We start from the raw sequence: 12,363 nt of genomic DNA, 5'->3' as shown, positions 1-12,363 counted from the left end.
AAGGAGGCAACCGCAAACATGGAAATGATAGAAAGTAAATACCGCACATCATGACGTACCTTTCTCTGATAATAAGGAAAACAAGAAAATAATTACTGTTTTCTTGCTTAAATGACATGAAATAGTTATATTTGCTGCATAAATCTGTGTCGTGACACAAAAATATATTCTAAAATGCTATTTGAACGGAAGTATTACCTAAGCCAACTACAGAATGCTGATGGAAACGGTATGATCAAAATCATCACCGGGATGCGACGCTGTGGCAAGTCATTCCTCCTTTTCAATATCTTCCGAAAGAGTCTTCTTGAAAGGGGCATTCACGAAGATCACATTATTAAAGTCAATTTGGAGGATCGCCGAAATAAGAAGCTACGTAATCCAGATGCACTTCTTGAACATATCGATAAATTGATGACAGATGCAGAGAAGTATTACATTCTGTTGGATGAGGTGCAGTTGGTCAGTGAGTTTGAGGATGTTCTTAACTCTTACCTTGGCGTACCCAATGCAGAAGTGTATGTTACCGGCTCAAATGCAAAATTCCTTTCAAGAGACATTATAACGGAATTTCGTGGACGAGGATGGGAAGTACGCATCCACCCACTTAGTTTTGCAGAATATTATGAGGTGATAGGTGGTGAAAAGGCAGAAGCCCTGGATCAATACTATAAATATGGTGGCCTGCCAGCTGTGGCAGGAATGAAACGAGCTAAAGACAAGCAGAATTACCTCCGCGAGATTTTTGAGACGGTGTATCTAAGAGACGTTATTGACCGCAACCATCTAAAGAATGCAGACGGCTTACGGGAGCTGGTTCGTATTCTTGCCTCTACTATGGGGGCGAGTACCAACGTGCGACGAATTTCAAACACTTTCAAGACTGCCGCAGGCATAGATGTTGCCCCTGCAACGATAGCCAAATACATCGCGTGTCTGCAAGATGCATTCATCATCAGCGAAGCATTACGCTATGATGTCAAGGGTAGGAAATATATCGGCACAGAAACCAAGTATTATTTCGAGGATTTAGGGATAAGGAATGCCGTTGTTGAATTCCGCCAATTTGAGCCAACCCATATTATGGAGAATGTTGTATATAACGACTTATGCCGCAATGGTTTCTCGGTTGATGTCGGATTAGTTGAAAGTTTCAAACGCGATAATAACGGCAAACTAACAAGACGAAACCTCGAAATAGATTTTGTCGTCAATCGACATGATGAACGATTATACATTCAGTCTGCCTATGCTTTACCTTCAAAGGAGAAAGTTGATCAGGAACAAGCCTCACTCTTGCAAGTGTCAGACGGCTTTCGCAAGATTATCATTGCCGGCGATCATTACAGTACTGGTTACAATGAGAATGGAATCTTGGTAATTGGACTTTACGATTTTCTGTTGGAAAAAGCGAATATCTGGAAATAGTATAAACAGCAAGTCTATAATACTAAAGGAAGAAACAGGGGAAGCTACAGATAACTTCCCCTGCTATTTTTTTACCATGTATCTTCATGAAAGAACTTTTATGGCAGCGGTAGTTCAAACGTCCTCACCACCGCCTTGCCGTCCTTACTGATAAAGAACCACCGTTCAGCATTGTATTTCATGCCATGATGCGTTATCGCCTGATAGTCGATCTTCACTTTCCATCCCGTCCATTCCTTTTTGCCAGTAGCCTGACTGAGCATCTGTCGAATGTCCGAGTTGGCACGCATCTGCCTTTCGGCGAGATCCATCACGTAGAAGTCATTGATGTCCAGCGACTGCATATTATTGGTACGTTTCATAATACTATCCGTGACCGACTTCATGATACGGATGATGCCCGCCTTCTCTTGTTGCGAGAAGTAGCTGAACCCAAAAGCCGAATCAGGCTCTGATATAGCCAACACCTGCAATTGCTTAGGATATTCCATCGATTCTTTCAGATTTTCCACAGCCAACTGCTTCAACGCATGACGCTTATTTTTACAACCAGTGAGGCATAACAATGCCACCACTACATATATAATACTTTTTCTTTTCATCACTAATAACTGCTTAAATCATGATTATTCTGTCTTTTTCAGGTGTCAGTTGCAGCCGCTTGTAGTACACTGTACCGTCTTCCTTGTAAAATTCGATGCAGTCCCTGGTTACGCCCTGTTCGCAAATTTGCTTCACCTCCTCCACCGATACGGCATGACCGCTGATGTTACGCCAGATAGAGAACTTGCATGGATGTTCGGCATTGCGATAGTTGGCACAGTTGTAGGCCTTCAGCCCAACATGCAGGTCGCCGCCGCAATGCGGACACTTTGCGATGCGCGATTCCAGCTTCACCTTGCCTTCGGCTATCGACAACGACGAGGCAAACATCTTCCACTCATTTGAGGCAAAGCCCTCCAGGGCGATATGCTTGCCATTCAAGAACGCCACGGCATCCTGCTCCATAATCCTACGGTTGCAGATAATACCCGGAATCATAAAGTCACACGATGGATGCTCACCGATGGAATTTTCACATCGGTAGCCCTTTGAAGTCTTGCGCATCTTACCTCCACAGATAGGACATACTCCGTCGATATAATGTACACCTGATGATACCTCCACCTTTCCATTACGGATGACGAGAGCCGCCTTAAAATACTGTCCGTCCTTGTTTTGCAGAGAGAGCACCCCCGTATGACCATGCTTGACAAGTGGCGCCACCAGTTCCTCCGTTATCTCCAAATTAAACAAACGATTAGGGATAACGAATCCACAGGACTGCTCACTGCACTTCCAGTCCTGCTCGTCGTGCACCATTGTACCTCTGCCACAAACGGGGCAAATCATTAAGTTATTTGTATCACTCATATCTTTGCTATTTCTTAAAGTTTAATGATTACCAGGCAAATCCGTTGTTTGCACTGCTCTTCCTCGAAATAACAAAGTGTCGCCATGCAAAAGTACAGAAAAATGCCCATATTCAGACCTCTCAAATATATTTCCACTCATAGATTAGTCCATCCACAATCGCCTTTCCTGACATCACCGTGGCCCAACCTTCAGGGTCAAGTCCAAACCACAGGTCATTCCACGAGTACGTCCTTATCTGCCATGCCAGCAGCCACAGATCGGTGTTGATCGTCTCCAGTTTCGTCACCACCTCATTGGCAATGTAATACCGTTCCGCCGATGACAGTAGGTTTACCTTATGCTTCTCATTCACAGACTTGCCGGTGACATCATAGCCACTCACGTTGTATGTGCCGCTCGTTACCAGTTGTTTCATGAACGGATAGAGCGAAGCCATTTGCGTGGCAGCATCCGTCAGTTCATCAGACACCAAGAGAGCAATGGCCGTTCCTTTCAGATGACCGGGCAGCGACTGGCGCAACAGGCTCATGTTTCGTGGAATCTCTACTGTTGTCAGTTCTGCCGCTCGCTTGATCTGATAAAGGTTCTGCATGGCTCCTTGTGCATTGGAGAGATACGTCAGCATCTTGTCTTCCACCTTGTGCATTCTGTCCATCGCCACAGTGACTGCCGTTTCCGCAGCAATGATTTTCTTCTGTGTCTTCTCGCGGTCCTTGAAAATCTTTTTCAGCATTCCGCTCTGCGCTATCACTGCACCCGTCAGCGTCGGGTCCGTCTGTTGTGCCATCATAGGGCAGAAAGTTAAACTACCCAACAATGATATGATGAAGATTCGTTTCATAAGCCCACCCCTTTCTCTCGGCGGTCAGCCAGATTCCGATCTCTTGCAAACTTGTTTTCTACCGCCACAACTTCCATCTGTTTACCCATCAGCTGGTCGTTCCAGTCCTTGTAGTTCGCAGCAGCCTTCCATTCACCTACATTATAGCGGATGTGGATATGCTTGCGAAGCTCACGGATGGACAGCTGTTCATTAGCAATGGCAAAGTTCTTCGCGCCAACAGTAATCTTCACCTTGTCCTCTTCCTTATGCACATTCAAGCGGATGCCCTCCAGCAAGGCAGCCATGCGGATTCCATAGATACGCCCGGCAAGGTCATTATCAAAACAGTCCATCGCCTTGGCTTCCGGGTAATGCGCCATGATACCCTTGATCTGACTGTCGGAGAACGTGCCACCCAACGATACGAATACCGAATGAGTACCATCTAAGCGAAGGTGATTCAGCTGATAGAACGCCATGATGTCGTAGGCACTTTCAGCGAAATAGATATTTCTGATGTCTGTAGGCTCTCCACCTTGTGAGAGATCAGCAATCCATGCCCCCGTCGTCGAGTTAGTACCAGCTGCCTTACTCTTGAATGAGCCAAAGCCACGGATTTCATAGCCCACCACCTTGTCCTTGCCAGCCTCCGTATAAGGGAAGCCGATGTTGAACTGCTTGTAGGTGGTATGGCTGTTGTCCCTTATTTGCTTGATAAATGGTGCGAAGGCACTCACCGTCTCCTCGTTGATGCCACGCTGGACAAAGAACGCCATTACTTCCGACGGTGCACCATTAACATCCTTCGTTTCATAGCGTTTCGGATCAAACACGGTATTACCCGTGTACCCAGCTTTCGTAAGATACTGGCTATCCCCATAGTCAGGAATCGGCTCATTGGCGAAGTGGGCCATCACCTTGCCGATGATTTCCCACTCGTTTCTTCCAGACTCGTGGAAGCTGCTAAGGTTCTCACGTATCAAAGATACCACATCACCGCCTCTCGCCCCGTTACGCCGGAAATAAGTTTGCGCCGCCTTCTCCTTCGGGTTCTTGATGATGAGCTTGTCCTGATGCCCCGTGGAGTCAGACAAAACCATTTCAATGTATCTTCCCACACCAGCCGAGCGGTCGAGACGATAGCCCAGATAATAGGCAATATCATCTACGCCTACCTTTGTTTTTAGGTCTTTGTAGTTTACACTCTGTTTCATAACTGCCTACAAGTATAAAGGGTTATATTTTCATACGATGAGCATGCTGCTGTGTCTGTGCCATGACTACATCTCCAAAACTTTTTTCCAGCGTATGGGAGAGCAGACGCGCCTTCTCCGTTTCTTCCGAGAGAGAGAAATAGAGGATGCCCACATTTCGGTCAATCGGTTTGAGTCCCAAATCTTGACCTTGGAATGAGGCTCGCACCGCATAGTCGCCATCATTTTGCTTGATGATGGAGGCGTTCTCAAAGACGACCTTGTCCTTGGGAATGTCGTTAGAAAGGTTTCTGTTTTTATCGAGCAAGGGCTCTTCACCCAACGCCATTTTCTGCTTGTCCACCTCTTCCAGTACCATGTTAGCAGCCTTGTTCACGTCGGCCATCACCGACACGATGAACTTAGGATTTTCCTTGAGAGTGGAGATCCAACTATTGAGGTAAGCCGCATTGTTGTCCAGAATACACTTGTCAAAGCCCATCGAGTTGCCTACCATCGCTGCCGTCAGCTCAGCCACCAGTTCCTCCTTGGCGTATTTCGCATCGCCGAACTTCTCATGGCTGCCCCTGTTCAGCCGAGGTTCCGTACCGGTGGAATGAGCCATCTCGTGCAGGGCCGTGGAGTAGTATTCCATACCGTCCTTATAGACCTCTTCCAGTGTCTTGCCGATGTTGAACTGCTCTTTCCTTGGAATGACGATGATGTCCTTGGAGGGAGAGAAATATGCACCGGGTACCTGCTTATCATATTGGATAGGACAAATCCACTCCTGCTTTTCAAACATACGGTCGAGAGCCTTGCTGGTAAACATCCCTTCGGCATCTCGCAGCTCTGGTGGGGCAAACAGCTTTTTGAGAGCTTCCACCTTGTCAGGCTTCACCTCAGCCAGATTGGTCTGATCGACATTGAACACATTGAAGGCTTTTAGGAAAGGAATGGTCTGCACCTGCATCCGCTCTGCAAGGCTCATCTTGCGGTAGGCCTCTTTAGAAACTTTCTTACCATCCTTGTCCCTTGCTATGATATCCCAGTAGAGTACTGGCATAGCCGACTCACCTCTCTTCACATGTGCTCCCATGTCGTTGGCCTGCTTGAAGGTGAGGTACACGGGCATGGAGTAGCCACGAAGAGCCGTGTCCAGTTGGAGGAAGAAAGAGTTGCTTCCCGAATATCCACGCCCGGATACATTCTGCGGCATGGCACCGGGGGCGGTGGCACCGCCAATCCACCCCTTGCGCCAGCCAACGGACTTCATCTGTTCCATACGCTCAATCATCATCTCCGTGAATCTGTCCACGGCTTTCTGACCGAGCGTCTTTGTTTCAGTTCCAGCTGTAGTCATAGTCGTCCTCCGCCAAGATTTGCTTATCTTGCATATTCAGTTCCACCGACTCCATATAGAACTCTGCGGTATCTTCGCTGGGATGGATGTTGTGTTCCTTGCACCACTGCATGAAGTCGTTCGCATGTTCACCTTCGAGCGTGAACTGCAGCCATCCTATCCGTCTGTCCTGTTTGAGCTGGACCAGCTCTTCAAAACTATATGCCATTTTCTTTGAATTTATGTTATCTGTGTTCATTATAGAAATCCGCCCAAAGGTTACATCTTCAGTCCATTGCTGATAGCCTGCTTCTGACCCGACAGCACTTTGATGTCCTCTGAGAGATATTTGGCTGCCAGCTGTTCACGAGTGACGGTCTTGGCTTGGAAGAGAGAAAAGCCGTCGTCAAAGGAAATCGCCTTCTTGTCCGTGCGCCCGTTCTCGCCCACGGCAGCTGAAATCTTCCACTTGCCGTCCATGTTGTCCTTTGCCACCCGAATATCCTCCACTTTGATGTTGGCAGGGAGCAGATAGACGGCGTAGGCCGATGCCAGGTGCAGCCGTTCGCCAAAGTTTTTTTCCACCAATGCCGCCGGTGTCGTCACGCGGTCGAAGAAAGCACTCTGGTCCGCCTTGGTCATTGGAACGGACATGCGCTGGTCGCCCACCTGTGCGTAGAGCTTGTACTTGCCATAGTCGGCACGCTGCTCATCTTTCTCCTTATACACTGTCATCTTGTCGATTACCCTGCCGTCGGATAGAATGTTGGCAGCCTTGTATTCCTCGGCAGACACCTTGGGAGCCAGCTTTGTCGGATAATACTTTTGCATCATGTCCTCCACCTTCGCCTCCCGTTTCTGATAGGCTGCGATGTCGGCAGCGTCCATCTTCATAGGGTTGAGCTGCTTGCCGTTGAGCTGAGCCACATAGAACCAGTCGGCGGGATTCACCTTGGACTGGAAGGCATGAGCATGGGAAACCTTGTCGCCATTGACCGTTACCATCTGCGGCTCGCGTGGCTGATGCTCCTGCTTGGCGGTTGCCGATTTCTCTATGGCCTTCCCTTCCTCTTTCTTTTCCTCAGTTTTTATTTCCTGTGCTTTCGTTTCCGCTTTCTCCGATACTGATTTCTCTACACTTTGTTTCTTCTCCAGACTGTCCACGATGGCTACTCGGAGACCGGCACTGATGAGTTTCGGCAGATTCGTGTCCAGCGCATGATGGGGAAATGTAACTTGCAGAGAACCGTCTCCAGCCTTGGCTGGCTTGGTAGCCTTGACACCCAATGTGTCAGCCACCTTGGAGGCATCAGCGTTCAGGACCGTGTAGAAATCTCCCGTCCTGAAGAGCAGGACAGCATCAGGATGCTTCTCCTTCATATTCGTGTACAGCTCCGCCAGCGTCTTTGACTTCGGGAGCTTTGTCGTTTTCTTTGCAGCTTTTTTCTCGGTCTGAGCCGTCGGCTCTTCCTTTGGGGTAGCTTGCTGCTGCACCTCTTCTTTTTTCTTGCTTGCCATATTATTGTCAATTAAAGGGTAAATATCCGACTTCCATTTGTTGGGCGTGAACTTATGCGTATCACCGAGTACCGCCATCAGTGTGTCCTGTCTGCCCATCGCTTCATACGCGGCCATTGCCGTGTGCCCGGTGTCGAGTACATTATCAATAAGAATGGGTATCTTGTCCTTAGGCACCCTGCGGATGCGATAGAAGTAGAGCGGCACTTCATCGAGCGAGCCATTGGCTTTCTTCACCAGATAAAGCGGCTCGTGGGTATTGCTTGCCAGCGCGTCGATGACAGGCAGATGCAGTGCCTCGCTGATTTTCTCGGCAAGCGTCTTGGTGTAACCGGCCCTGCCGGTGCGGTTTGGGATAGGTACCAGTACCACCTGCTTATCTTTAGGCATGACATTCCTGACGGCAGCCGTCATCATCGCTGCTGCCTTGGCAATGGCCATATCGTCCCCAGCCTTTACTTTTCGGGCAATAGGAGCAACCTTGGCATAGCCAGCCACGGAGCTGACGATGTAGTCGTAATCAAGATTTTTGTATTTCTTTCTACCCACCTTGCTTGTCGTGATATGCTTTAACGCTACGGTTCTACAACAGAAGAACTCGCCAACAAAGAAGAATGTTAAAGCACTCGCTGGCTCTTATGAAAGTGACAAGCCGGGAGCAGAATATTAAAGAATCCCTTGTTTGGGGAGGATGGTTTTTAGTCTTGTGTTATCGGAGCAAGCCTGTACGCTGCTTCTTTTCGATAGACTCCGAGGGGTTGTTGGTCATGGCCTGGCGTTCCACCACTTTCTGGTATTCCCAGCGGTTTTCGTCGGTCATCACATAACCCATAAAATCCTCGTGAACATCATCGTAGCGCATCTGTTGCAATCGTTCCCACTCTTTCATGTCGCCGTTGACAATTTTGAAGCCTTGTGGCTCACGTAGGTCAACGCCCACCGTTACCTTGGTGTCGCCGAGAGCCAGTTCCACAGGTTTACCTTCCTGCAAAGCCTCCTTTTGATTGGCACCCAGCTCGATGTCCTTCACTTTATCTCGTGTTTGTAGTTCTGTCTCGATAGGAATGCTGGCCACATTACGGTGCATGAGCGAGTTCGTTTCCTTATCCAGCTGAACAAATCTTACTTTCCTTTCTCCCTCCACGTTCACTTCCTTGTGTATTACCTCGCCAGACAGCACTCGTTGGAGCTCATTTTGGTTAAGTCCTAATTCATTGGCAATCTCTCTACGGAGTGGGTAAGTCATCAGTAACACTTGTTCGTTATCATCCAGTACGAATTGGGCTTTCATCGGTAACTGTATCACCTTGCCATTTGATGTTTCCGTGTTGGCTATGAAAACAGGCGTCACCTCTCCACAAAGCAGCGGAACTTTCAGAGCATCAGGCATCGACGCCAGTTTCTCCTTGTCGATACCCAGCTGCATCAGTTTCTCTAAGACCGCTCCCTGAGCCTGAAACGTCATCACATTTTCCATACGTTGAATTTTTATCGGTAAATTTGTCGAGAGAAGACTTGCGCTTCTCACCGAACAAAATTATCAAAAAAGCAAGACGATAAGATGAGACGATACAGATTATTTCTATTGGTTTTTGTTGCTACCGCAATCAGTATAAAGATGGCAGCACAGTTTTATACCCTCCGTCCAGAGGTAGCTCACACACAGGAAAGACTTGTAAAACAAACAGTTACACAGCAAAAGGTAGGTAGCATAGACACAAAAATACCTGATGTAGCCTTCCAAACAGGCCTCGGCTTGGAAATCACCATCGAGAAGGACGTACCACTGTTTGTCAATGTGAAGGACTCCCTGCTTTTCAACCTGATCAGCCAGCGTATGAATGTCTGTCTGCCGCTCGACTTCCTGAAACTCAACTCTGCTTTCGGTTACAGGAAAGACCCAGTAAAGCGATGTGCGGCTTTCCATGATGGTATCGACCTCGAATGTAACCATGCACGGGTGTATGCCATGTTGCCCGGCATCATCAAGGAAGTGCGCTATAGCAATAAAGGCTATGGCAACTACATCATCTTAGAGCATGGCATCTTCGAATGTCTGTACGGACACCTTGACCAGATTACCGTAAAGGAGGGCTATGCGGTTTCGGCAGGAACTATCGTGGGAGTATCGGGGAACACGGGCAAAAGTACTGGTCCGCATCTTCATATCAGAATTAGGAAAGGCGGAAAGAGCGTCAATCCTAATGTCTTTGTGGACTATCTTAACGGTTACATCACGCAGCTACAGGATAAGATGTCGTATATTAGATTTGGCACGAAACCCAACAGAGAGCTGAACATCGAAAATCTGATGGCCACATTAAGGCAATTTGATGTAAAGTTCCCACAGATAGTAGCGGCACAGGCTCTGCTTGAAACAGGCTACTTTACCTCCCGGGTATGCTTAGAAAACAACAACCTCTTCGGGCTTCGCCGCCCCAGCAACGGAAGCTACTACACCTTCAACTCATGGGAAGAGAGCGTCAAAGCCTATAAAGATTATGTGCAGTACAAATACAAAGGCGGCAACTACTACGATTTCTTGAACAAGATTGGGTATGCCGAAGATGGCAACTATGTTACCAAGGTGATGAGTCTTGAAAAGAGCCTATAGCTCCATGTCTAAATCTAGAAAATGGAATCCCTCTGCATAAAACCTTCCAAAAGAGAATCCTCACCTGCTTGCATGGCTTCTGACTTCTGGGTACGGGTGATGAAATAATATTTACCTTTATCACTGCTCATTTGGAAATGATTGAGCAATACATGGCTACGATACACATAAAACCAGCCATCATCCAGATAGATACCATAACGATGGTCCCAGTCAGTATAGTGGGATTTCATTATCTTGTTCTTGTGTGCAAGTGGGAAACAAACTCTTGCAAGAATATTCCTCATATCAGTCCACTAATGCACCTCAACATTGGTGAGGGCACTGTTTTTTGGAAAGAAAAATCTTTGCTGATCAATATGGCGAAGAACTTCAAACTCTGCGGGATTGTTAGAGAGAATAGATGGCGGTATCTGAAATTCAAAGAACCATTCCTTAGAATACTTTTACTTGACCATACCATATTCACAGCCATACATTGCTTCCGCAAAAGCTCCTGTCAATATAGCGAGAAGATGCTTATCTTCATAGTAATCATACATGGCATTGTGAATGGCGGACGTAAAGTCCCAACTCTTCTTGAAGCATTGCTAGCCATGGTAGATATAACCACCCAAATCAGTGGCTACCAAAAGACTTTTGCCATTTACAACATCCCTTACTGCTTGGACAGCTTGTGATTTGGAAGCCCCATGGCGTAAATGAGAGATAATATCACTGGCGATAACAAGCAAAGAATAATCTTCCTTGGAAAGCTTTTCCTCGATTTTTTAAACGATACTCCACCGAAAAGGTCTTTCCAACCCATAGATACAGAAAGGACAATCAACTGAGGAATATTGAGCATTTGCTCACTTACACCATATCTTTGTAAAGCTGCAACAGGCTCTTATATGAAGTTCAAAAGCAAATCGCTACATACGGATAATTGGGCATCTGGCATAACAAGATGCGCATAGAACTCATCCGCTTGATGTTCACATGCCCATGCTGCCAAGTCAGCTATAATTGCACCCTTCATCAACTTTGTTTTCTGGTTATAAGGGCATATATATCGCTTTTTAAGCAAAACTTAGCATGTGAGAAAGAAATTTTCACTACCACCCATCATTTTTTGCTAAAACTATGAAGGAATATGAGGAAAGTTTCATATATTTGCGCTTAACATCAATTTCTTATGAAATGGAAAAAATAAATAGAATCAAAGGAGCCCTCGCTGATGTTGGGAGAACTGGAAAATGGTTGGCAGAGCAATTAGGCAAAGATCCTGCTACAGTCTCAAAGTGGTGTACCAATACATCCCAGCCTGATTTGCAGACACTCACCAGGATAGCCGAGATCTTGGATATAAATATCAAGGACTTATTGGTTGATTCAAAAAATGTTTAGTGCATGGTGGCTGATTTGAATATAGACACATACAATATAACGTTCACGGCAGGGGCTGCGTTGCTCAATGAGACTTCTGCTGTGGTGCAAGCTTTCTATGATTGTTCGGAAGACTGGGAACGAACCCGTGAGTCGACTCTTAGTAACAATTTGATGCAAAAGGAGAAGCTTTCAACCAGCAAACGCCTCTTCTCTCTAGTGAAGCAAAGGCTCCAGGCTCTGAACGACGATGAGCGATACTTGTTGGCGAATGAAACTCCTGCACAGCGTCGCCTTCTCGTACTCCTTGCTATCTGCAAGGCACATTCGTTTATCCGCGATTTTATAGTAGAAGTAGTGCGCGAGAATTTCTATAATCTCGACGAGAAGGTGAGCTATGCCAATTTCAACGAGTTCTTTAACGAAAAGAAGTATCTACACCCAGAACTAGAGAGGCTGTCCGATCAGACCATTCGTAAGATGCGTCAAACGGCATTCAGAATACTGGAACAAACCGAATTGGTGGAATCTGCCAAGACGGGAATACTCCATCGCCCTTATCTCACCGAAAAGGTTGAACAGCTCATTGTGAAGGACAACCCCAAGTGGCTTTCCATCTATCTCTATTCCAATGATGAAATCAGTAAGCTAACCCATTGAT

The 12,363-nt window shown here is 46.8% G+C and carries 14 protein-coding genes; 5 read left to right on the top strand and 9 right to left on the bottom strand.

Annotated elements, in window-relative coordinates; translation table 11 throughout:
* Window positions 1-174: 174 nt before the first annotated feature.
* Window positions 175-1,428 (top strand): ATP-binding protein, encoded by a 1,254-nt coding sequence (locus E0E16_RS05450; protein WP_130829454.1) that lies wholly within the window; start codon window positions 175-177, stop codon window positions 1,426-1,428.
* Window positions 1,429-1,526: 98 nt separating this feature from the next.
* On the opposite strand, the gene E0E16_RS05445 is transcribed toward E0E16_RS05450, so the two are convergent.
* The 8 genes from E0E16_RS05445 to E0E16_RS05410 form a co-directional block, all read right to left on the bottom strand.
* Complete coding sequence (locus E0E16_RS05445; RefSeq protein ID WP_130829452.1) at window positions 1,527-2,030, bottom strand: hypothetical protein; 504 nt, start codon at window positions 2,028-2,030, stop codon at window positions 1,527-1,529.
* A gap of 13 nt (window positions 2,031-2,043) precedes the next feature.
* Window positions 2,044-2,841, bottom strand: coding sequence for a topoisomerase C-terminal repeat-containing protein (locus E0E16_RS05440; protein WP_130829450.1), 798 nt, complete (start codon window positions 2,839-2,841; stop codon window positions 2,044-2,046).
* Window positions 2,842-2,962: 121 nt separating this feature from the next.
* Window positions 2,963-3,685, bottom strand: a complete 723-nt coding sequence (locus tag E0E16_RS05435) for a hypothetical protein (RefSeq protein WP_130829448.1) — start codon at window positions 3,683-3,685, stop codon at window positions 2,963-2,965.
* Window positions 3,682-4,881 (bottom strand): toprim domain-containing protein, encoded by a 1,200-nt coding sequence (locus tag E0E16_RS05430; RefSeq protein WP_130829446.1) that lies wholly within the window; start codon window positions 4,879-4,881, stop codon window positions 3,682-3,684. Before E0E16_RS05430 ends, E0E16_RS05435 begins: the two co-directional genes overlap by 4 nt.
* 22 nt (window positions 4,882-4,903) lie before the next feature.
* Window positions 4,904-6,223: an ArdC family protein gene (locus E0E16_RS05425; protein WP_130829444.1), complete on the bottom strand. Its 1,320-nt coding sequence runs from the start codon at window positions 6,221-6,223 to the stop codon at window positions 4,904-4,906.
* The gene (locus tag E0E16_RS05420; RefSeq protein WP_130829441.1) at window positions 6,204-6,431 is read right to left on the bottom strand and encodes a hypothetical protein; all 228 of its coding nucleotides are present in this window, start codon (window positions 6,429-6,431) and stop codon (window positions 6,204-6,206) included. Before E0E16_RS05420 ends, E0E16_RS05425 begins: the two co-directional genes overlap by 20 nt.
* A 50-nt stretch (window positions 6,432-6,481) precedes the next feature.
* Window positions 6,482-8,269, bottom strand: coding sequence for a MutS N-terminal domain-containing protein (locus E0E16_RS05415; RefSeq protein WP_130829439.1), 1,788 nt, complete (start codon window positions 8,267-8,269; stop codon window positions 6,482-6,484).
* 160 nt (window positions 8,270-8,429) lie between these two features.
* Window positions 8,430-9,197 carry a DUF4099 domain-containing protein gene (locus E0E16_RS05410; protein ID WP_130829437.1) on the bottom strand — a complete coding sequence of 256 codons (768 nt, stop codon included), beginning with the start codon at window positions 9,195-9,197 and terminating at the stop codon, window positions 8,430-8,432.
* An 84-nt stretch (window positions 9,198-9,281) separates the two neighbouring features.
* On the opposite strand from E0E16_RS05410, the gene E0E16_RS05405 reads away from it, so the two are divergent.
* Entirely contained in the window at window positions 9,282-10,334 is a 1,053-nt protein-coding gene (locus E0E16_RS05405) for a peptidoglycan DD-metalloendopeptidase family protein (protein WP_130829435.1), read from the top strand.
* 14 nt (window positions 10,335-10,348) lie between these two features.
* On the opposite strand, the gene E0E16_RS05400 is transcribed toward E0E16_RS05405, so the two are convergent.
* On the bottom strand, window positions 10,349-10,567 hold the full coding sequence (locus tag E0E16_RS05400; protein WP_130829433.1) for a hypothetical protein: 219 nt from the start codon (window positions 10,565-10,567) through the stop codon (window positions 10,349-10,351).
* A gap of 126 nt (window positions 10,568-10,693) precedes the next feature.
* On the opposite strand from E0E16_RS05400, the gene E0E16_RS05395 reads away from it, so the two are divergent.
* From E0E16_RS05395 to E0E16_RS05385, 3 genes are all read left to right on the top strand, one after another.
* The gene (locus E0E16_RS05395) at window positions 10,694-11,014 is read left to right on the top strand and encodes a hypothetical protein (protein WP_130829430.1); all 321 of its coding nucleotides are present in this window, start codon (window positions 10,694-10,696) and stop codon (window positions 11,012-11,014) included.
* A gap of 502 nt (window positions 11,015-11,516) precedes the next feature.
* Complete coding sequence (locus tag E0E16_RS05390; protein ID WP_130829752.1) at window positions 11,517-11,723, top strand: helix-turn-helix domain-containing protein; 207 nt, start codon at window positions 11,517-11,519, stop codon at window positions 11,721-11,723.
* A gap of 3 nt (window positions 11,724-11,726) precedes the next feature.
* Complete coding sequence (locus tag E0E16_RS05385; RefSeq protein ID WP_130829428.1) at window positions 11,727-12,362, top strand: DUF1819 family protein; 636 nt, start codon at window positions 11,727-11,729, stop codon at window positions 12,360-12,362.
* Window position 12,363 lies beyond the last annotated feature (1 nt).

This window comes from Prevotella rectalis (genome assembly GCF_900607215.1).
Lineage (GTDB): Bacteria > Bacteroidota > Bacteroidia > Bacteroidales > Bacteroidaceae > Prevotella > Prevotella brunnea.
The sequence above is the reverse complement of the archived record's forward strand: the minus strand, read 5'-3'. Positions and strand labels throughout refer to the sequence as shown.